The organism is Sphingomonas sp. R1 (genome assembly GCF_025960285.1).
GTDB lineage: Bacteria > Pseudomonadota > Alphaproteobacteria > Sphingomonadales > Sphingomonadaceae > Sphingomonas.
Genome location: NZ_CP110111.1, coordinates 720,876 through 741,161, shown reverse-complemented (window position 1 = coordinate 741,161; position 20,286 = coordinate 720,876). Strand labels below are relative to the sequence as shown.

At 67.1% G+C, this 20,286-nt stretch carries 16 protein-coding genes; 7 read left to right on the top strand and 9 right to left on the bottom strand.

What is annotated here, in order from left to right:
* Positions 1-4: 4 nt before the first annotated feature.
* The 4 genes from OIM94_RS03585 to OIM94_RS03570 are packed head-to-tail and all read left to right on the top strand — an operon-like array spanning position 5 to position 4,648.
* Positions 5-946, top strand: a complete 942-nt coding sequence (locus OIM94_RS03585) for a histone deacetylase (RefSeq protein ID WP_264608747.1) — start codon at positions 5-7, stop codon at positions 944-946.
* On the top strand, positions 943-1,929 hold the full coding sequence (gene hemB, locus OIM94_RS03580) for a porphobilinogen synthase (RefSeq protein WP_264608746.1): 987 nt from the start codon (positions 943-945) through the stop codon (positions 1,927-1,929). Before OIM94_RS03585 ends, hemB begins: the two co-directional genes overlap by 4 nt.
* Positions 1,926-2,450 (top strand): GNAT family N-acetyltransferase, encoded by a 525-nt coding sequence (locus OIM94_RS03575; protein WP_264608745.1) that lies wholly within the window; start codon positions 1,926-1,928, stop codon positions 2,448-2,450. Before hemB ends, OIM94_RS03575 begins: the two co-directional genes overlap by 4 nt.
* Entirely contained in the window at positions 2,447-4,648 is a 2,202-nt protein-coding gene (locus tag OIM94_RS03570; protein WP_264608744.1) for a fused MFS/spermidine synthase, read from the top strand. Before OIM94_RS03575 ends, OIM94_RS03570 begins: the two co-directional genes overlap by 4 nt.
* Positions 4,649-4,651: 3 nt before the next feature.
* Here the strand turns inward: OIM94_RS03570 and rsmA are convergent, their stop codons facing one another.
* The 4 genes from rsmA to OIM94_RS03550 form a co-directional block, all read right to left on the bottom strand.
* Complete coding sequence (gene rsmA, locus OIM94_RS03565) at positions 4,652-5,473, bottom strand: 16S rRNA (adenine(1518)-N(6)/adenine(1519)-N(6))-dimethyltransferase RsmA (RefSeq protein WP_264608743.1); 822 nt, start codon at positions 5,471-5,473, stop codon at positions 4,652-4,654.
* Entirely contained in the window at positions 5,470-6,483 is a 1,014-nt protein-coding gene (pdxA, locus tag OIM94_RS03560; RefSeq protein ID WP_264608742.1) for a 4-hydroxythreonine-4-phosphate dehydrogenase PdxA, read from the bottom strand. Before pdxA ends, rsmA begins: the two co-directional genes overlap by 4 nt.
* Before the next feature lies 1 nt (position 6,484).
* On the bottom strand, positions 6,485-7,843 hold the full coding sequence (locus OIM94_RS03555) for a peptidylprolyl isomerase (protein WP_264609821.1): 1,359 nt from the start codon (positions 7,841-7,843) through the stop codon (positions 6,485-6,487).
* A gap of 99 nt (positions 7,844-7,942) precedes the next feature.
* A complete protein-coding gene (locus OIM94_RS03550; protein ID WP_413716388.1) occupies positions 7,943-10,216 on the bottom strand; it encodes an LPS-assembly protein LptD in 2,274 nt (757 codons plus the stop codon).
* 134 nt (positions 10,217-10,350) lie between these two features.
* On the opposite strand from OIM94_RS03550, the gene OIM94_RS03545 reads away from it, so the two are divergent.
* Together OIM94_RS03545 and ndk are read left to right on the top strand one after the other, a co-directional pair.
* On the top strand, positions 10,351-10,791 hold the full coding sequence (locus tag OIM94_RS03545) for a DNA polymerase III subunit chi (RefSeq protein ID WP_264608741.1): 441 nt from the start codon (positions 10,351-10,353) through the stop codon (positions 10,789-10,791).
* A gap of 74 nt (positions 10,792-10,865) precedes the next feature.
* Entirely contained in the window at positions 10,866-11,288 is a 423-nt protein-coding gene (ndk, locus tag OIM94_RS03540) for a nucleoside-diphosphate kinase (RefSeq protein WP_264608740.1), read from the top strand.
* Between the two features lie 108 nt (positions 11,289-11,396).
* On the opposite strand, the gene OIM94_RS03535 is transcribed toward ndk, so the two are convergent.
* The 4 genes from OIM94_RS03535 to OIM94_RS03520 all read right to left on the bottom strand — a co-directional run bounded on the left by OIM94_RS03535 (position 11,397) and on the right by OIM94_RS03520 (position 15,514).
* Positions 11,397-12,779: a sensor histidine kinase gene (locus OIM94_RS03535; RefSeq protein ID WP_264608739.1), complete on the bottom strand. Its 1,383-nt coding sequence runs from the start codon at positions 12,777-12,779 to the stop codon at positions 11,397-11,399.
* Positions 12,776-13,495, bottom strand: coding sequence for a response regulator (locus tag OIM94_RS03530; RefSeq protein ID WP_264608738.1), 720 nt, complete (start codon positions 13,493-13,495; stop codon positions 12,776-12,778). The genes OIM94_RS03535 and OIM94_RS03530 overlap by 4 nt, the downstream gene beginning before the upstream one ends.
* A gap of 159 nt (positions 13,496-13,654) precedes the next feature.
* Positions 13,655-14,152, bottom strand: a complete 498-nt coding sequence (locus OIM94_RS03525; RefSeq protein ID WP_264608737.1) for an EF-hand domain-containing protein — start codon at positions 14,150-14,152, stop codon at positions 13,655-13,657.
* A gap of 150 nt (positions 14,153-14,302) precedes the next feature.
* Positions 14,303-15,514, bottom strand: a complete 1,212-nt coding sequence (locus tag OIM94_RS03520) for an MFS transporter (RefSeq protein WP_264608736.1) — start codon at positions 15,512-15,514, stop codon at positions 14,303-14,305.
* Positions 15,515-15,844: 330 nt separating this feature from the next.
* Between OIM94_RS03520 and OIM94_RS03515 the strand changes: the two genes are divergently transcribed.
* On the top strand, positions 15,845-18,577 hold the full coding sequence (locus OIM94_RS03515; protein WP_264608735.1) for a TonB-dependent receptor: 2,733 nt from the start codon (positions 15,845-15,847) through the stop codon (positions 18,575-18,577).
* Between the two features lie 420 nt (positions 18,578-18,997).
* Here OIM94_RS03515 and OIM94_RS03510 read toward each other — a convergent pair whose 3' ends face one another.
* A complete protein-coding gene (locus OIM94_RS03510) occupies positions 18,998-20,233 on the bottom strand; it encodes a TetR/AcrR family transcriptional regulator (RefSeq protein WP_264608734.1) in 1,236 nt (411 codons plus the stop codon).
* Positions 20,234-20,286 lie beyond the last annotated feature (53 nt).

Here is a 20,286-nt window from a genome sequence, read left to right as displayed (position 1 = left end):
GCCGGTGATCCCCGTCGTCCATCACCCCGACTATGTCGCCCCCGCACCCGCCGGCAGCGCCTATCTGTGGAACAAGAACGGCCTGGTGCGCGACCTGCTCGCGGCCGAGCCGGGCCGCATTGCGTGGCACGTGCCGGAGGCGATGCCCCGCTCCTGGCTGGAGGCGGTGCACGATCCCGACTATGTCGCCGAAGTCCTGAGCGCGCAGGTTCCGCCGCACAAGACGCGCCGGATCGGCTTCCCCGTCACGCCCGCGGTCGCGCGACGTTCGGAGCGCGTGCCTGGCGGCACCTTCCTCGCCGCGCGGATCGCCCAGGCCCTGGGCTATGCGGCGAACAGCGCGGGCGGCAGCCACCATGCGCTTGCCGATACCGGCGCGGGCTATTGCGTGTTCAACGATCTTGCCATCGCCGCGGTACGCCTGGTGGAGGAGGGCCATGCCGCCCGCGTGCTGATCGTGGATTGCGATGTGCACCAGGGCGATGGCACCGCCGCCCTCACGGCGGGTCGACCGGAGATCGCCACCTATTCGATCCATGCCGAGAAGAACTTCCCCGTCCGCAAGGCCCGCTCGACACTCGATGTCGGGCTGCCCGACGGTACCGGAGATGCGGACTATCTCGACACGCTCGAGCGCACGCTGCTGCCGCTGCTGACCGCCTTCGACCCGGATCTGGTGCTGTATCAGGCCGGCGTGGATCCCTTTGCCGAGGATCGCCTCGGTCGGCTGGGCCTGAGCGCGGCGGGGCTCGTCGCGCGGGATCGCTGGATTGCGGAGACGCTGCGCCGACGCGGGCTGCCGTTCGCCAGCACGCTCGGCGGCGGCTATGGGCATGACGCGCAGGAAGTCGCGCAGCGGCATGCGACATCGATCCTGACGCTGGGATCCGCCGCGCTCGGCGACGCTTGCAACGTTGCGCCGCAAGGCGCATCTGGCCCCGCATGAGCCACTATCCCGCGCTTCGCCTCCGCCGCTCCCGCGCCTCGGCGTGGAGCCGCCGTCTCCATGCCGAGACCGTGCTCACCCCCGCCGATCTGATCTGGCCGGTGTTCGTCACCGAAGGGGCAGAGGAAGAGCCGATCGCGGCGCTTCCCGGCGTATCGCGCTGGAGCCTGGCGGGCATCGTAGATCGCGCGCGGGAGGCCCGCGACCTCGGCATTCCCTGCCTCGCGCTGTTTCCCAACACACCACATGCGCTGCGCACCGAGGATGGCCGCGAGGCGGTCAACCCCGACAATCTGATGTGCCGCGCGATCCGCGCGATCAAGGACGCCGTGCCCGAGGTGGGCGTGCTGACCGACGTCGCGCTCGACCCCTATACCAGCCACGGCCATGACGGGATCGTCGATGGCGCAGGCTATGTGCTGAACGACGAGACCTCGGCCGTGCTGACCGAGCAGGCACTCGTCCAGGCCACTGCGGGCGCCGACATCGTGGCCCCGAGCGACATGATGGACGGGCGCGTCGGCCAGATCCGTAGCGCGTTGGAAGCGAACGGCCATGTCAACGTGCAGATCATGGCCTATGCCGCCAAATATGCGAGCGCCTTTTATGGCCCGTTCCGCGACGCGGTGGGCAGCCGCGGCCTGCTGAAGGGCGACAAGAAGACCTACCAGATGGACCCGGCAAATGCAGAGGAGGCGCTCCGCGAAGTGGCGCTGGACCTCGCCGAGGGTGCGGACAGCGTCATGGTGAAGCCGGGCCTGCCCTATCTGGATATCGTCGCGCGCGTGAAGAGCGCATTCGAAGTGCCTGTTTTCGCCTATCAGGTCTCGGGCGAATATGCGATGATCGAGGCGGCCGCCGCCGTTGGCGCGGGCGATCGGGAGGCGCTGGTTCTGGAAACCCTGATGGCGTTCAAGCGAGCCGGCTGTTCCGGCGTGCTCACCTATCACGCACCGCTGGCGGCGCGGCTGCTCGGCGCGTGATCGAGACTGCCCGGCTGTTCTTGCGGCCGCCCGAGCCGCGCGACTTCGATGCGCTCCATGCAATGTGGAGCGATCCCCTCGTGATGCGCGACCTGGGGCCTGTCAAATCGACCGCCCACAGCCGGGCGACCATCGCGCGCCACCTCGGATATGGTCCGAGCCACGGTCTCGGCTTCCATGCGGTCGAGCGTCGCGCGGATGGTGCGGTGATCGGCTTTTGCGGACTGAAGCCGGGTGCGCCCGACACGCCGATCGCGGACGAGATCGAGATCGGCTGGATGTTCGCACGGGCGCATTGGGGGCAGGGCTTTGCCCGCGAGGCGGCGTCGGCATGTCTCGACTGGGTCTGGACGAACCGCGACGTTCCCCGGGTGGTGGCGATCACCGCCGCCTGCAATATCGCGAGCCGCACGCTGATGGAGCGGCTGGGCATGGCGTGGGTTGCCGATTTTGAGCACGCCATCCACGCGGCGGGCAGCCGCCTGCGCACCTCCGTCGCCTACGCGATCGATCGCGCGTGACCGACCTGCGCGGGGCGGCGGGCCGCGGCTGGTTCGTTGCTGCGATCCTGTCCGGTTCCTTCCTGCTGTTTCTCATCCAGCCGATGGTCGCGCGCATGGCGTTGCCGCGGCTGGGCGGGGCGCCTGCGGTGTGGAACTCGGCGATGCTGGTCTATCAGGCGCTGCTGCTGGTCGGCTATGGGTATGCGCATTGGCTGGGGCGGTTCCGCGTCCGTACCCAGGCGGCGGTGCATCTCGGCCTGCTTGCCGTCGCGGCGCTGTGGCTGCCGATCGGGCTGGGAACGATGCAGGTGCCCATCGGCGCCCAGCCGGCGCTGTGGGTCCCGTGGCTTCTGGTCGCGGCGATCGGCCCGCTGTTCCTCGCCATCTCGGCACAGGCGCCGCTGCTGCAGCGCTGGTACGCGGTCGCAAGCAACGGGCGCGACCCCTATGTGCTATATGCCGCGTCGAACATCGGCAGCTTCGCCGGACTGATAGCCTATCCGCTGCTGGTCGAGCCATTGCTGCGGCTGCGCAGCCAGAGCTGGCTATGGACAGCGGGCTATGCAGCGGTGGCCGTGCTGGTGCTGGCCTGCGCGCGGCGTCTCCCACGCGGCGAGGCGACTATGGTGCAGGCGACGCCCGCGCCGGCGCCGATCGTACGCGACTGGGCGCGCTGGATCGTGCTTGCGCTGGTGCCGTCGGGACTGATGCTGGCGACGACGACGTTCCTCACGACCGACATCGTCGCGGTACCCCTGCTCTGGGTGCTGCCGCTGGGCCTGTATCTGCTGAGCTTCCCCGTCGCGTTCCGCGCTTCGGCGCTGCTCGACGATCTTCTCGCGCGCTGCGGACCGCTGGTGCTGCTGCTGTTCGGGGCGACGCTGGTGGCGGGCGATCAGCGGCTCGCCTATTTCAACGCGCTCATCGGGCTCTGCCTGCTGTTCACGGTGTCGGTCGCCTGTCATGCGCGGCTCTATGCCGTGCGACCGGCGCCCGAGCGGCTCACCGGCTTCTACCTGGCCATGGCCGTGGGCGGGGCGCTGGGCGGCGTCTTCGCCGGGCTGGTGGCACCCGTCCTGTTCGACTGGACCTATGAATATCCGCTGCTGATCCTCGCCGCGGGTCTGCTGATCCCCCAGCGACCGCTTGCGGAGCCCCTTGCCCGGCTTTGGTCGAGCCGCTGGCGGGTGCCGGTGGGCCTCTGTCTCGCCGCAGCGGTAGTGTTGGTCGTCTTTTTGGGGGTAGATGCGCGGATGCTGGGTCCGATGCACGTCCAGCTGGCCTTTGTCGCGGTGGCGACAATCGGGCTGGTGACGATCGGCGCGCGCTGGCCGTTCGCCGTCGCGCTGTCAGGCGGCCTGTTCCTGTTCGGCGGCTATGCCGCGCTGCAGGCATCGCTCAGCGGCACGCGGACGCGGAGCTATTTCGGCGTCTATACGGTGAGCGACCAGCCGAACGAGCGGCGCCTCGCACATGGCACGACGCTGCACGGTGTTCAGCTGAAGGGTGCGCGCGCCACCCATCCGACGACCTATTACCAGGCCGGATCGGGCGTGGGCCAGGCGATGCAGGCCGCGCCGGCGCTGTACGGGCCCGAGGCGCGGATCGCCGTGGTGGGCCTCGGTACGGGTACGCTTGCCTGTTATGCCCGCCCAGGCCAGCACTGGTACTTCTTCGAGATCGATCCTGCCGTCGTGCATCTTGCCCGCGACTCCGGTGCGTTCACCTTCCTGCGCGGCTGTGCCCCGGATGCGCGGATCATTGTGGGCGATGCCCGATTGCGGCTGGCCGCACGCCCTCCCGCCAGCCTCGATCTGCTCGCACTCGACGCGTTTTCGTCCGACGCGGTGCCGATGCACCTGATGACGGCGGAGGCCTTCAAGGCGTATGGCCGCGTCCTCGCGCCCGAGGGGCTGTTGCTGGTGCACATCTCCAATCGCTTCCTGGCACTCGGGCCCGTCGTCGCCGGCGCGGCCAACGCGGGGGGCTGGCAGGGACTGCGCCTGATCCACACGCCTACCGCGATCGAGCGGAGCGACGAGGGCACGGTGTCGGACTGGATCGCGCTCAGTCGGTCGCCTCGCGTGCTGGCGGAACTGAAAGCGCGCAGTGCCGGATGGCATCCGCTGGTCGCGGAAACGGGATTTGCCGGCTGGACGGACGACCATGCCTCGCTGGTGCCGGTCCTGCGGCTGTTCCGGTCGGACGACGAATAGGGCTCAGCTACGGCCCAGTTCGCGGGCGATCGCGACGAACTCGGCGACGCTGACGGTTTCGGCCCGGCGACTGGCGTCGATTCCCAGCGTCTCCAGCGCAGCCAAGGCGCCGTGTACCGGCTTCAGGCTCTGGCGCAGCATCTTGCGGCGCTGCCCGAACGCGGCGGCGGTCACCGCCTCCAGCAGACGCAGCTGCACGCCTTCGGGCGGCGCGTCCGGCACGACATGCACCACCGCCGACATCACCTTGGGGGGCGGGGTGAAGGCAGAGCGATGAACGTTCATCGCGATCCGCGGCGTGCTGCGCCACTGGGCGAGCACCGCCAGCCGGCCATAATGCTCGGTGCCCGCCTGGGCGACGATGCGCTCGGCGACTTCCTTCTGGAACATCAGCGTCAGGCTGGCCCACCAGGGCTGCCATTCGGCCGAAAGCCACCCGACCAGCAGCGCGGTGCCGACATTATAGGGCAGGTTTGCGACGACATGTGGCTTGCCTGCGAACAAGGCGGGTGCATCGACTTCCAGCGCGTCTCCTTCGATCACACGGAGTTGATCGGGGAAGTGGCTCCCCAGTTCCTCCAGCGCCGGGATGCAGCGCCGATCCCGCTCGACCGCGGTGACGCGCGCGCCCGCCTGGAGCAGCGCCCGGGTTAGGCCGCCGGGTCCCGGGCCGACCTCGAATACCTCGGCACCGGCAACCGCGCCCGGCACCTTGGCGATGCGGCCGAGCAACTGGCCATCGAACAGGAAATTCTGGCCCAGCGCCTTGCTGGCGCTCAGTCCGTATTTCGCAATGACCTCACGAAGCGGGGGAAGGGGGGTCACGCGGTCGCGTCCGCCCTGCGCTGCGCAGCCTCGGCTGCCATGCGGATGGCGGCGATCATCGCGCCTGGATGCGCCACCCCCTTGCCGGCGATGCCGAAAGCGGTGCCGTGATCGGGCGAGGTGCGGACGATCGGCAGACCGAGCGTGATGTTCACGCCGTCGTCGAAATGCAGCGTCTTGATCGGGATCAGCGCCTGGTCATGATAGAGGCAGAGCGCGGCGTCATAGGCCTCGCGCGCGCGGGCGTGGAACAGCGTGTCGGCCGCGAAGGGTCCGCTCGCGTCGATGCCCTCGGCGCGGAGCCGCTCGATCGCGGGCATCAGCACGTCGATCTCCTCGCGTCCGATCGCGCCGCCTTCGCCCGCATGCGGATTGAGGCCTGCGAAGGCGAGGCGCGGATTGGCAATGCCGAAATTGCGCTGCAGTCCGCGTGCGGTAACGCGAGCCTTGGCGATGACCAGCTCCGGGCTGATCAGCGCCGGCACCTGCACCAGCGGCACATGCACGGTCATCGGCACCACCCGCAGCGTCGGACCGGCGAGCATCATCACGGCATTGTCGGCGGTGATGCCGCATCGCTCGGCGACGAATTCGGTCTGGCCGGGATGGGTATAGCCGATCGCGTAGAGCTGCGCCTTGGAGACGGGGCCCGTTACCAGCGCGCCCGCCGCACCCACGCTCGCCAGCCCGGTCGCAACTTCCAGCGCCTGCAGTGCCACATGCGCGGTGTTGAGGCTCGGTGCGCCGGGAATGACCGCGCCGGTATCCCCGACGGGCAGGATCGGCAGCGCTTCGCCAAACAAGCCGCGTGCCTCGCTCGGATCGCCGATCGGTGCGATCGGGCCGTCCCACACCGCGCGCACCGCGGCAGGGTCGCCCACCGCGAAAAAGGGCGAAAGGCCCTCCGCCACGCGTGCGTCCCATGCCTTGGCGGTGATTTCCGGCCCAATCCCCGCCGAATCGCCCAATGCGACCGCGAGGGGAGGCAGGGTGGTGCCTCCCACCGTCATCTCAGCGATATTCGATCAGCGCGTCGCGGCGCAGGTCGCGCAGCATGCGCTCGGCGCGCAGGTTGACGCGCTGGTCCTCGAGCTGCTCCTGCACCTGTTCCACGGAGGGAGCGTTGGCGGCGGGCGGATCGTCGCGGCCGCAGATCACCAGCACGCGCACGCCATCCTCGATCGAGCCGAACGGCTGCGTCGACTGGCCCACCTGCAGCGGCAGGATCAGGTTCTGCAGCGCGGGCGGCAGATCCTTGATCACGATGTTGTCGCGATCGACCACTTCGGCGCCCTCGGCGGCGGCGACCTTGCTCACGTCACCGCAGCCACGGATTGCCTGGGTCGCCTTGGCGAAGGTGGCTGCGCGGGTGCTGGCCTGGGCCTCGGTGGTGCCCTTGGCGAAGCTGAGCGACAGCTGGCGCAGGCTGAGCTTGGCGTCGCGCGGATCGGCGATGCCGACCTTATGCCGGTCCGCCAGATACACGATCGAGAAGCCTGCCGAGAGCGGGATCGGCCCCGCCACCTGGCCAGGCTGCATTTCCTGCACCGCCTGGGCCAGCGCTTCCGGCAGCATCGCGGTCTGGATCCAGCCGAGATCGCCGCCCTTCGAGCGCGTCGAGCTCTGCGAATAGGTGCGTGCGAGATAGTCGAACGGCGTGCCCTGGCGCATCTGCTCGATCATCTGCTTCATGCCACCGGCGACTTCCTGCGCGCGATCCGGCGTGGCGTTCTGGTAGATTTCGTAGATGTGATATTCTTCGGTGCCCTTCTGGGCGGTCAGGCGGTCGATCATCGCCTTCACCTCGGCCTCGCCGACATTGACGTTGACGCGGCGACGCAGCAGGCGGCTCCAGGCCAGTTCGGCCTCTACCTGACGCTTGATCGAACGCTCCGACGAGCCGATTTCGCGCAGCCAGCCGCGCATCTGCTCCGGCGTCTTCTGGAAGCGCGCGGCGACGCGGCTGAAGCTCGCTTCCACTTCGCGCGGCTCGATCTTGATCTCGTTGGCCTTGGCTTCCTGGATCTCCAGCGTCTCGTCGATCAGCTGGCGGAGCATGGCCAGCTTCAGCTGTTCGCGCTCTTCCGGCTTGAGGGTGAGCTTCTGCATCCCGGTCACCAGCGCCACGCGCTGATCCACCTCGGTGCCGGTGATCACATAGTCGTTAACGATCGCGGTGGGCTTGCGGACATTGGGATCGGCCTTGCCGAAGATCTCCAGCGTGCTCGGCAGATCCAGCCCGTTGTTGAGGCCGTTCTGGCTATCCTGGCCGGGCGCGGTCTGCGCCACTGCCATCGTCGCGAGCGCGGCAATGCCTGCGCCTGCCAGCCACTTGGCACCCGTACCCGCAATTCTGCCCAAACCCATCATCACTTCAGAACGACCCTTATCCTCAAACGGGAAGCAGCGCTTAATGCGCAATTGTGCCTGAACCAAGGCTGAGCGCCGAATCCCCCCAGACCGGGTCTTCTAGCGGCCGAGGTTCTTAAAGGCGAGGGTAAGCAGATACGAGTTGCCGCGCTGCGCGTCGCCGGTGGTGGCATAGTCACGGCGCCAGGTGGTGCCGATGCGCAGGCAGTCATCCTCGTAGAACAGGCCGATGCGGTGTCGGATCGGCTGGAAGCCATTGGCAAGCGACGTCGGATCCTCGCGCTTGTCGGTCAGGTCAATCAGGGTCGAGCCCGACAGCGACCAGAATCGTGCGAACTGCACGCGCGCGCCCAGGCGCAATTCCTCGCGGTCCTGCAGATCCTCCAGCGCCGGATCGACATTGCGGTTGAGCCGCAGATAGCCGACCTGCACATAGCTGGCGCGCGAGCCCAGCGTCATGTCAATCTCGTTCCGCCGCACCGCCAAGCCGTCCTTGTCCAGCCGGTAGCGGTGGGTGAAGCTGAGGAAATCATGGAAGCGGACCACCGTGCGGCCGACGATGTCGGACATGCGGTCGGTGAGGCCGGTGCCGTCCGGCAGCAGCGTCGGGCGGTTGGTCAGGCGATAGCTCTGGCCGACATTGGCCTCGACGCTGAACCCGGGCAAATAGAGCGCATAATCGACACCGTAGGTGAACCGGGTGGAATCCTCGAAGCGGTCATAGCCGGGGAAGCGATTGAGCGCGAAGAGGTTCGAGTCCTCGAGGTCGACGGCGCGGGCATCCTCGTTGGGCACGTCCATGTTCGCCAGGTGCGGCGCTGCGACCACCTGCACGCGGGGGGTGATCCGCTGTGTCCCCCCAAGGAAGTCGCCGACGAACGCCCACTTCACGTCCATCGCCGCCGCCGCGATGCCGCGGAAGCGAAAGCCCTCGAGGCCGCGATAGTTGAGCACGGTGGTCGCTGCGGTATCGCTCGTATTGTACACGTCGCCGCGGGTGTATGCGGTGAAGCTCACCTCCTGGCCCCAATTGGTCAGGCGGCGCAGGCTCCACTGGGCGCTGGTGAAGGCGCGCTGCGTATCCTGCCCGCCGGTGCGGGTGAGGGCGAGGGTGTTGACCTCCAGATCGAACTTGCCGCCGATCAGTCCGTCGTCGAGGCGACGGCGATAGTCTAGTTCGGGAAGCGCCACCGGCTGGAGGCCCTGGCGGTCGCCGACGCGCAGGGTCTGCACCGCCCAGGCATTGATCACGAAATAGCTGTCGGGATCGATCCGCTCGATGGCGAGGTTGTTGCGCAGCCGGTCGTCGCGTGAAATGTCGTAGCGGCGCAGGAAGGTGCGGTCGCTGGCGACGCGGAACGAGGCACGAACGCTCCAGTTCGGATCGAGCTGATAGCGGCCGACCAGGTCGATATAGCCGCGAAAGTCGTTCTGCAGCGTGGCGGCGGTGGGGGCGACGGTCAGGTCGTCTGCGCGTCGGCTGTAGGTGCCATAGGCTTGCAGGCGGAACGAGCCCAGGCTGTTGAGCTCACGGTAATCGGCCTGCAGCATCGGCAGCGCGTTCGAGAACACGCGGGGCGTAACCGTCAGGTCGCGATTGGGGGCGAAGCTGAAGAAATAGGGCACCGAGAGCTGGAAGCCGTTGGTGCGGCTGTATCGCGCGTCGGGGGTCAGGAAGCCGGAATCGCTCTGGCCGCCGGCCGGGTGCGAAAACGCCGGCAGCGGCAGGGTGGCGAAGCCGAACACCGAGATACGCGCGCCCTTGTAGCGCAGCCGGTGCTTGGCAGGATCATAGACCACCCGGTCGGCGGTGATCTTCCACGACGGCTCTTTCGGGCACCCCGAACTGTCGGTGACGCTGCAGGGCGTATAGGCGGCGTTCTCGACGGTGATCACCCCACCGTCGTTGCGCGACCCGCGCGTCGCCGCGATCCGGCCACCCGCCTCCAGCACGACCAGCATGTTGTCTACCACGCCGTCCTTCAGCGTGTCGGTCAGCTCGATGCTGTCGCCATATGCCGCGTCTCCTTGCGGATTCGCGACGACGATGTTGCCGGTCGCCATCACCTTGCCGGTGCGGCGGTCCCAGGTCACCTTGTCGGCGCGCAGGCGGTTGCTTTCGCGGTACATGCGGACGTCGCCGGTCGCGGTCACGACGTCGCTGTCCTGATCATAGTCGAGCTGGTCCGCGCTGAACTGGACCTGGTTCGGATCGGTAGGGAGCGCCGTGGGCGAGGGCGGGGCGGGCTCGACGGGGCGATCCTGCAGGTTGGGCACCGACATCTCGTCGCCGGTAACCGGGCGCGATTCGGGGGCTTGCTGGGCACGCGCCTGCGCCGCAAGGCACAGACCGAGCGCGGCCGGGAAGAACATGGCCTTGCGCTTCACGAAAACTCCCACCTTTATCGATACTCCCCGGCAGACGGGCTCATGCCCTATCGCAGCGATTGCGCATCCGCAACGGCGGGCGCGTTGGCCGAAACGCACATCCGGGCTAAGGGACCCGCATGCAGGTCGATTTCTATCACCTTACCATGGCGCCGCTCGATCGCGTGCTGCCCTCGATCGCCGAAAAGGTGCTGGCCAGCGGCGGGCGGCTCCTGATCGTCGCCGGCGATCCCAGCCTGCGCAACCGTATCGACCAGTTGCTGTGGAGCTACAGCACCGCAAGCTTTCTGCCGCACGGGCAGGCCGGTGAGGCCTGGGATGCGGATCAACCCGCGCTGATTGCGGACACGGTCGCCGCTGCCAACGGCGCCCGTAACGTGGCGCTGATCGACGGCCTGTGGCGTGACGAGGCACTCGATTTCGAGCGCGCCTTCCATCTCTTCGATGAGGAAAGCATCGGCGCTGCGCGGGCGGCCTGGCGAGCATTGGGCGATCGCGGCGGCGTGGAGCGGCGCTATTGGCGACAGGACGAAAATGGCCGCTGGGCCCAAGTCGCCTGAGCTTGCATTGACGTCGGCGGAGGACTAGGGAGCCGCGACTTCCTTTCATCACCAACTACAGGAGCCGCACGGCCATGGCCGCGACCCGGACCTTTTCGATCATCAAGCCCGATGCCACCCGCCGCAACCTGACCGGCGCCGTCACCAAGATGCTGGAAGAGGCCGGCCTTCGCGTCGTCGCCTCGAAGCGCATCCAGATGAGCCGCGAGCAAGCCGAGGGCTTCTACGGCGTCCACAAGGAGCGCCCCTTCTTCAACGACCTTGTCGAATTCATGATCTCGGGTCCGGTCGTCGTACAGGTGCTCGAGGGCGAGAACGCCGTGCAGCGCAACCGTGACATCATGGGCGCCACCAACCCGGCGAACGCCGAGCCGGGCACGATCCGCAAGGAACTGGCCGAGTCGATCGAGGCAAACTCGGTCCATGGTTCGGATTCGGAAGAGAATGCGGCGATCGAGATCGCGTTCTTCTTCCAGCCGGAAGAAATCGTCGGCTGAACTGCCGAGGGCTTTGCCTAGAAAAAGGGCCGCGCTTCCGATCGGAAGCGCGGCCCTTTTTTCATGGCGCATTGCAAGCCCGTCCCCAGGGGAGGCGCGGGTGTCGCCTCAGCGTGGCAGCGTGATCGTGGCGGTGAGCCCGCCGCCTGCGCGGTTCGCCAGAGCGATGCTCCCGCCCGCATCGTTGACGATTGCACGCGCCAGCGCCAGGCCAAGGCCGATCCCGCCCGTATCGCGGTTGCGGGATTCCTCGAGACGGGTGAAGGGGTTGAACACGGCCTCCAGCTTCTCGGCAGGAATGCCGGGGCCACGATCGCACACCTCGATCGTTACCCGCTGGGGCTCGGGGATCAGCCGCACCTCGGCGCCGCCGCCATATTTTACGGCGTTCTCGATCAGATTACGCACCGCGCGCCGCATCAGCGTCGGTCGCAACCGCATCTTGAGGCGTGCCGGCTCCTCGAACTTCACGTCGTGGTCGAGATCGCGAAAATCCTCGACCACCGCATCCACCAGCGCGCCCAGGTCGACATCCGTATTGGGTTCGCTGGGCCGGCCGAGGCGGGCCAGCGACAGGATGTCGTCCAACGTCCGGCTCATCTCGTCGATCGTGTCGGCCATCCGGGTGCGATCGTCGTCGTCCTCGACCGATTCGATCCGCACCCGAAGCGCCTGAAGCGGCGTGCGCAGATCGTGCCCGATCGCGCCCAGCATCCGGTCCTTCTCGTCGAGCATCGTGGTCACGCGCCGGCTGAGCGCATTATAGGCCGCGATGAGCGCGCGGACGTCGCTGGGGCCGCGCTCTCGGATCGGCGCGGCGTCGTCGCCCGGGCGGAAGGTGCGTGCCGCTTCGGTCAGCGTCCGCAACGGGCGCGCGATGCGGCCGCCGACGAGCAGCACCGGCACCAGGACGACGACGTAAAGGATCAGCGTTTGCGCGATCAGCTGCCAGATCAGGTCGTGATCGGTACGCGGCCAGGGTGTCGAAAGGGTGAGCCACCCCTTGCCAGGCACCTCGACGGCGACGAGCATCTCTGCCCCCATCCGCCGCAGCCGTTCGGCGCGGATCGGGTCCATCTTGGGGTCGAGCAGCCGCCGAGGGTCGACGGGGCGCAGGGCGGCCATGATGCCGCCGGCACGCAAGCCCGCATCGGCAAGCCCGCGCCGTAGATCCCGCTCGACGTCTCCACGCCGGAACTGTTCCGCGCTGGCAAACGGATTGTCGGCATGCAGGCGGACATGCGTCCTGGGATCGGACAGGAAGCGGCGCTTTGCTGCGCCCGGCTGCAGCGGGGTCTCGCGTTGAAGCGCCAGCAGTCGCTCCGCGGCGTCTGCCAGGCGAGTCGTGGTCGGCACGATCACCATCGCGAACCGGGTTTTCTGCCGCTCGTGCAGCAGCAGCCCGAAATTGATCGCCTGCGCGACGAACAGCGCGGCCGCGACGAGCAGGGCAATGCGCGCGATGAGACTGGTCGGAAGAAACCTTTTCAAAGCCGGGTGACCTCGGCCGCCAGCGTGTACCCGCCGCCCCACACGGTCTTGATGATGGTGGGGTTCTTGGCGTCGGGCTCGATCTTCTTGCGCAGCCGGCTCACCTGGTTGTCGATCGCCCGATCGAAGGCGGCGGCCTCGCGTCCCTGGGTAAGATCGAGCAACTGGTCCCGAGTGAGCACCTGGCGCGGTCGTGTCACCAGCGCGTGGAGCAGATTATATTCACCGGTCGACAGCGGTACCGACACGCCCTCGCGATCCACCAGCGTGCGCTCGCCGGTGCGAAGCACCCAGCCGGCAAAGGCGAAAGACCCGGTCTCGGGCGCATGCTGCTTGGCGCCGCCCGCCGACCACCGGCGCAGCACCACCTTGATGCGGGCGGAAAGTTCGCGCGGGCTGAACGGCTTCACCACATAATCGTCGGCGCCCATTTCCAGGCCGACGATGCGATCCGTCTCCTCGCTGCGCGCGGTCAGCAGGATCACCGGCGTCTCGCTGGTTTCGCGGATGTGGCGGCACAGGCTCAGCCCGTCCTCGCCCGGCATCATGATGTCGAGCACGACCAGATCGATCGCATACGCGTTGAGCCGTGCCCGCGCGCTCTCCGCATCGCCGGCTTGGGTGATGCGGAAGCCCTGCTTGGTCAGATATTGGGCAAGCGGCTCGCGGATCGAGCGTTCGTCGTCGACCAGCAGCAGATGGGGAACCTCGGACATGGTCACCAGCGTAGCGCCTTTGTGCGCGAGGAAAAGAGCCGGGCGGGAGGGAGGAGATCCACGGCCTTCGCGGTAAAGCGACAGGGGTGCGCTTCCACTTCCGACGGGGACGGCAGCGACGAAGGTCGCGACGCTCCCGCCCGGCTGCTCCGGCTGGCGTCAGTTGCCGTCGGCCGGAGGAGGGGGAGGCGGCGGCATGTCGCCCGGCGGGGGCGGGGGGGCGTCCTGCCCGCGCCAGCCGCCCGGGCCGCGACGCATGCCCATCATCCGCTTGGCGGCGGCGGCGCGCTCGGCAGCGTCGATCTTGCCGTCGTGATTGGTATCGACCAGATCGAACAGGCGGGTGGCCCGTGCCTGCTCGTCCGCGAGCGTCAGGTCCTTCGGCGTACGCATGCGACCGCCCAGGCGGGCGCGCATCGCGGCATTGAACGCCTCGCGCTCCTCCGGCGTGACCTTGCCGTCGTGGTTGGCGTCCATTTCCTTGAACCGGGCCTGGACCCCCGCCAGCATTTCCTCGCGGGTGACGACGCCATCCTTGTTGGTATCGGCCATGGCGAGCGGATCGGGCCGGGGCCCGCGCGGACCCTCCTGCCCTGCATGGGCCGTGCTCGCGAGCAGCGAGGCCCCGAGTGCGGCCAGGGTGAGACGTTTCAGCATCCTGTACTCCTGCGTGTGCGATGGGGTGCCGGGAGCGGGGGCAGACCCCCGGCACAACGCTGGTTTCCCACCGCCATGTCGCAGGCGTTTGTCATGCCTGCGGCCAAAGTGTCGCAATTTGTCGTGACAGTTGCAGCCCGGTTGCAGCGTTCAGGATGCGATTGGGGCAATCCGCGGCACGACCTTCCATTCGATCAGCAGCAGCGCCCCGAAGGCGAGCAGCCCCGCAATCACGAAATTGCCGGCGCGAAAGCCGTGCTCGGTGCCGATCGCGAGCGCCTGGCTGAGCAGGAGCGGCCCGAGGATGAGCGCGACGCTGCTGAGTGCCGCCATGCCGCCTTGCAGCGCCCCCTGACGCGAGGGGTCGGTCATCCGCGACAGCAATGCGTTGATCGAGGGAAAGGCCAGCCCCTGAAAGGCGGCGAACGGGATGATCGCGAAGACCATCCAGGTCTCGCGGGCAAGGCAATAGGCAACAAAGGCGAGACCGCCGGCAAGCATGCCCAGCACCACGGTTCGCTCCTCGCCCCAGGCTGCGATCGCGCGGCCGGTTACGAAGCTCTGGACGAGCGCCATGCAGATGCCCGAGGCAGCAAGGGACCACCCGATCATCCGTTCGTCCCAGCCCAGGGCGATTTCGCCGAAGAACGCCCAGGTTGCGGGATAGACCATGTGTGCCAGCTGCCAGAGAAACGCTGCTGCCAAAAGCGGCTTGGCGTTGCCTGCCTCGAACAGCGGGCGAAAGGCGGCGAGGACATGGGCGTCGCGCAGGCGAAACGGCCGGCGGCGCTCCGGCGCCATCGTCTCGGGCAGCAGCACCAGGATCCACAGCGCGTTGATCGCGGCGAGCCCGGCCGCGGCGATGAACGGCGCGCGTGGTCCAAGGCTTGCGAGCAGCCCGCCGATCGCAGGTCCCAGGATAAAGCCGATGCCGAACGCCGCGCCCATCATGCCAAAGGTCGCACCCCGCTTTTCGGGCGGCGTCACATCGGCAAGCACGGCATTGGCGGGACCGTAGACGGCGCCTGCGATGCCGGCGACAACACGCCCGACGAACAGCCAGCCGATGGTCGGGGCGGCTGCCATCAGCAGATAGTCGATCGCAAAGGCTACCATCGACAGCAGCAGCACGGGTCGCCGCCCGATGCTGTCGCCCAGCGCGCCCAGAATCGGTCCGGCAAAGAATTGGGAGACGGCGAACGCCGCGAGCATCCAGCCGCCGATGCGCGCGGCATCGTCGATGCTGGTGTGCGACAGGCTGACGATCAGTCGCGGCAACACCGGCAGGATCACGCCGAAGCCGATCGAATCGATCAGCACGGCGGCCAGCACGATCGGCACGGCACGATGGTGGAACGGCATGGCGGTTTCCCCTCCCGCATGGACGGCGGAGCGTAGAACGGGGCAGGGGGCGTTGCCAACATGCTTGTCGTTGGCGGCAAGCGAAGCTGCGCCGCATCGAGGCGCCGGAACCCGCCATGTGCAGCTGTGCAGGCGCGGGAGCCGGCTGTCGCGGCCACAAGGGCGGGCTTGCCGATCCGGTTCGGCAACACTGTGCTTTCCGCGCAACGTTTCTATTCAAGTCGCATTTTGCAACTTTAGTTTTGCTTGACGCCGCTGACACGAAAGCGTGTATTCGAGCCTCGGGTATGGAGCAGCGACAATGCTCCAACCTCGGTGGAGAGGATATTTATGCGGCTACGCCTTATGTCGGCCTGTGCAGTGCCGGCACTCGTCATGGCGCTCGCAGCGCCAGCCTATGCCCAGGAAGCGGCAACACCTTCCCAGGATACCGCCGAACGCTCGGCCCAATCGGACAATGAGATCATCGTCACCGCGCAGGGCCGCGCCCAGGCGCTGGCCGACGTGCCGCTGGCCGTGTCGGCGGTAAGCTCGGAGACGCTGCAGCAGACCGGCGCCAACGATATTCGCGCGCTCAACCAGGTGGCGCCGTCGCTCCTTGTCTCGTCGACGGGCAGCGAGGCCAACGGCTCGGCGCGAATCCGCGGTATCGGTACGGTCGGTGACAATCCGGGCCTGGAGAGCTCGGTGGCGGTGTTCATCGACGGCGTCTATCGGTCGCGCTCGGGTATCGGCCTGAGCGAGCTGGGCGATCTGGAACGTATCGAGGTGCTGCGCGGGCCGCAGGGAACGCTGTTCGGGCGCAATGCCTCGGCCGGCCTCATCAACATCGTCTCCAAGATGCCCGAGGCCAATTTCTCGGTCGGCGGCGAGGCCACCTACGGCAACTACAACGCGCTTCGCCTGCAGGGCTATGTCAACGTGCCGCTGAGCGCGCATCTCTCCGGGCGCCTCGACGGCGTCTACATGAAGCGCGACGGCTTCTACACGGACGTGACGAACAAGCGCGACGTGAACAATCGCGACCGCTATTTTGTGCGGGGCCAGCTGCTGTTCGAGCCGTCGAGCGACGTTCGCGTCCGGGTGATCGGCGACTATACCCACCGCAACGAGGAATGCTGCGGCGCGACCTACGTCACCTCCACGATCAACCCCTATATCGGCAATCTCAACGATCCTGCCTCGAACAACATCGTCCGGGTGCTGCGCGACCTCGGCCAGCCGATGGCGGCGTTCAGCGATCCCTATAGCCGCAATCTCTATGTCTCGAGCGGCCGCAGCTATGGCGGCATCACTGAGGATTGGGGCGGGTCGGTCCAGGTCGACTGGAATTTGGGCGACGTGAAGCTCACCTCGATTACCGGCTATCGCAACTATTTCGCGAGCCAGGGTGCGGATACCGATTACAGCGCGGTCGACATCCTGTACCGCGCCCCGAACGCCAATTCGTCGCGCGCGTTCGAGACGTTCAGCCAGGAGCTGCGACTGAACGGTACCGCCTTTGGCGAGAAGCTGGACTGGCTGGTCGGCGGCTATTACGCCAATGAAGACCTCACCCTGGTCGATAACCTGCGGTTTGGCAGCCAATATGGCCGTTTCGCGACCTGTCGCATCGTTTCGGGCGGTGGCCTCGCCGCGCTCTACAGCCCGACGTCGGCGGGATGCCTTGCCGCCCGCCCCGCGCTGTTTGGCGCCGCCTCGCCTCTGATCTACGCCGGGTTCGACCGGCTGGACGGCATCAACGATCGCGGCACCACGCGCGATCTGTTCAAGCAGAACAGCCGCAACTGGGCGCTGTTCACCCACAACATCTTCCACGTCACCACGGGCTTGGACCTCACCGTCGGCCTTCGGTACACCAACGAGCGCAAGCGACTGAACGCCACCTTCGGCAATGACAACACGGCCTGCGTCGCCAACCAGTCGTCGCTGCTGCCGCTGCGCTCCGTCGCATCGCTGACCGGCGTCGTTGACGCGATCATCGGCCTGTCCTGCCAGGGCAACTCCACCTCGGAGCTGAACGGCGTTTCGATCCGCGACACCCGCAAGGAGGACCAGTTCACCGGGACGGCGATCCTTTCCTACAAGCCCACCGACGACCTGCTGCTCTACGGCAGCTATTCGCGCGGCTACAAGGCCGGCGGTTTCAACCTCGACAAGTCGGCGCTCAAGGCGCCCATCGTCACCTTCGCCTCGGTCGGCGGGGCACAGGCATTGACCAGCGCGCTGCAATTCGCGCCCGAAACCAACGATGCCTTCGAAATCGGCCTCAAATACTCAACCCGGAAGTTCAGCCTGAACGTCTCGGCTTTCCGCCAGCAGTTCAAGAACTTCCAGCTGAACACGTTCAACGGCACGGTCTTCCTAGTGCAGAACATCAACGGCTGCACCGCAGGCCTGGACGGCGGCGACCGCGACCAGAGCAAGTTCACCACCGCCAGCAACTATAATGCGGCGGCGGCTACCACCGGCGCCTGCTCGGCGTCGAACACCAGCTACGGCGTGGTATCGCAGGGTGTCGAGCTCGAGGCATCGCTGGTCCCGGCCCGCGACTTCCGCGTCGGCCTGGGTCTCACCTATGCCGACACGCATTACCGCAACCAGCTGGTCGGCAGCGATACCGGTGCCCCGCTCGATCAGGCGCTGCGCCTGCTGCCGGGGCAGCAATTGTCCAATGCGCCCAAGGTCGTGACCACGGCATCCGTGGCGTGGACGCCGCAGCTCGGCAATTCGGGGCTCAGCGGGCTCATCTATTTCGACACCCGCATGACCAGCGACTATAATACCGGATCGGACCTCTTCCCGCAGAAGATTCAGGACGGCTACGCGCTGGTGAACGGCCGAATCGGCATTCGCGGCAAGGACGAGCGCTGGGCGATCGAGCTTTGGGCACAGAACCTGCTCAACCAGAATTATACCCAGGTCGTGTTCAATTCGCCCTTCCAGGAAGGCGCGACCGGCGCGCCCTTCACCGATCCGCAATATCCGGGCGGTCGCCAGCTCTTCTCGGCCTATCTCGCCGAGCCGCGCACCTACGGCATCACGCTGCGCACCCGCTTCTGACGCCTTTCCTGGGGAGGAAAGCACTGGGCCGGAGGGGTAACCCTTCGGCCTCATTTTTTGTCCGCGAAAAGTGCCGGCATGGCTTCGCGACGAAATAGTCCGCAAAAATGCTCGTTAACGGATCGTTCGTCTAAATGAAGAAGGGATTATTGGCACCGCATCTACCAGGAGGAAGCGGATGACACTGACCAAGTTGCCGGCTTCGTCCGTTGATCCTGCCGCCATGGGGCCTGTAGCCCTGTTGGCGCGCCCCCCGGAGCATGAAGGCGCGGAGGCCCTGCATGCGGTCGTTGCAGCGACGGCAATCCGCAGCGCCCGCCTGTCCCCGGGCATGACCCAGGTTTTGCTGGAGGTGCAATCCTCTGGCGCGCCCGCAGGCTTTGCCGGGCGAGGGGCAGTGTTTCACCCCAGGCGGTAACGTCAGTCTGCCAGCACCCGATCGTCGAACAAGCCGAAGGCTAGGGTGGAGGCATAAAAGGTCACCGCCCGCTCGCGGGGCATGGTGCTCGCCCATTTTCGCATGTCGAAGGCGGCGTTCTGCAGCGCCATCACCGCCTGGCTGGCCACCAGCGGATCGATCGGACGGATCGTGCCCTCGGCGATGCCATCCGACAGCATGCCGGCGAACCGGCGCGCGATCCGGTTCGAGCGATCGAGCATCGTGTTGCGGACCGCCACCGGCAGGCCCGACAGCGCGGTGGTGCGCAGCAGCGGCCCCCGTTCCGAGAACTGATAGTCCAGCAGTGTCGCAACGGTGCTTTCAAGCCGCTGCCAATGGCTGCCGGCATGGCTCTCGGCCAGCCGCTGCGCGTCCGCAAGGATGTCGAAGCTGCGCTTGTAGCAGGCGATGACCAGATCGTCCTTGGCATCGAGATGGTGGTAGAAGCTGCCCTTGGTGACGTTGAGCTCGGACGCGATTCGCTGGACGGACGCGCCACGATAGCCCAGTTCGTTGATCAGCCGCGTCGCCGCGAGCAGAAACGCCTCGCGCCCGGGTTCCGGCTCTTCATGCACCAGCTCGAACAGCGCCGGCGCCCAGTGCTGGCCGGGGGCGGCGATGCCGTGGCGGAACACGTCCATCAGGCGCGCTTCTACGCGCGGATATTCGTCGAGCTCGTACCGTGACATCCAGGCGTTCAGCCAGAAACTGTTTTCGAGCAGCACGTGCGCGCGCGCGCCGCGCAGGTCGGTCTCGGCGCGGCTGCCCTCGGTGCCCCACAGGCTGCGGGTCTTGCGGAACACGTTGCGCCACCCCGTGAGCAGCTTGCCCTTGAGCGGCTCCTCCATGGCGCGCAGGTCCGAGAGAATGGCAACGGCCTGCTCCTCGCCCTGCGCGATGCGCGCGAGCCGCTCCATGTTGATGCCGAGGAACCTTGCCACGCGCGCCTCGGGCGTGGGCTCGGCCAGTGCCTGATCGAGGATCGCATCCAGCCACGCCAGCGTCTGCTCGAACGCGGCCGCGGCGAGATCCTCCTTGCGTTTGAAATAATAGGTGACCGAGGTCGTGTTCAGTCCTACGCGGCGCGCGACATCGGCAAAGGTCATGCCCTTGGCGCTCTGCTCGTTGATCGCGGCGGCGGCGGCGGCAAGGATCGCGTCGCGCTTGGCCTGGAACCGCTTGGTATTGGTGGTCTCGATCTTGGGCGACGATTGCATCACGACAGCTTAGCCGTTTCCGCCGCGCGCCAAAATGATTTTTTGAACATTGC

Bases quoted from the DNA above. Each gene is read 5' to 3' on its own strand.
- OIM94_RS03530 (WP_264608738.1), bottom strand. From the start codon at position 13,495: ATGTCCGAGGTTCCCCATCTGCTGCTGGTCGACGACGAACGCTCGATC.
- OIM94_RS03545 (WP_264608741.1), top strand. From the start codon at position 10,351: ATGCAGGTCGATTTCTATCACCTTACCATGGCGCCGCTCGATCGCGTG.
- pdxA (WP_264608742.1), bottom strand. From the start codon at position 6,483: ATGACGGTGGGAGGCACCACCCTGCCTCCCCTCGCGGTCGCATTGGGC.
- OIM94_RS03555 (WP_264609821.1), bottom strand. From the start codon at position 7,843: ATGATGGGTTTGGGCAGAATTGCGGGTACGGGTGCCAAGTGGCTGGCA.
- OIM94_RS03520 (WP_264608736.1), bottom strand. From the start codon at position 15,514: ATGCCGTTCCACCATCGTGCCGTGCCGATCGTGCTGGCCGCCGTGCTG.
- OIM94_RS03550 (WP_413716388.1), bottom strand. From the start codon at position 10,216: ATGTTCTTCCCGGCCGCGCTCGGTCTGTGCCTTGCGGCGCAGGCGCGT.
- ndk (WP_264608740.1), top strand. From the start codon at position 10,866: ATGGCCGCGACCCGGACCTTTTCGATCATCAAGCCCGATGCCACCCGC.
- hemB (WP_264608746.1), top strand. From the start codon at position 943: ATGAGCCACTATCCCGCGCTTCGCCTCCGCCGCTCCCGCGCCTCGGCG.
- OIM94_RS03515 (WP_264608735.1), top strand. From the start codon at position 15,845: ATGCGGCTACGCCTTATGTCGGCCTGTGCAGTGCCGGCACTCGTCATG.
- OIM94_RS03510 (WP_264608734.1), bottom strand. From the start codon at position 20,233: ATGCAATCGTCGCCCAAGATCGAGACCACCAATACCAAGCGGTTCCAG.
- OIM94_RS03525 (WP_264608737.1), bottom strand. From the start codon at position 14,152: ATGCTGAAACGTCTCACCCTGGCCGCACTCGGGGCCTCGCTGCTCGCG.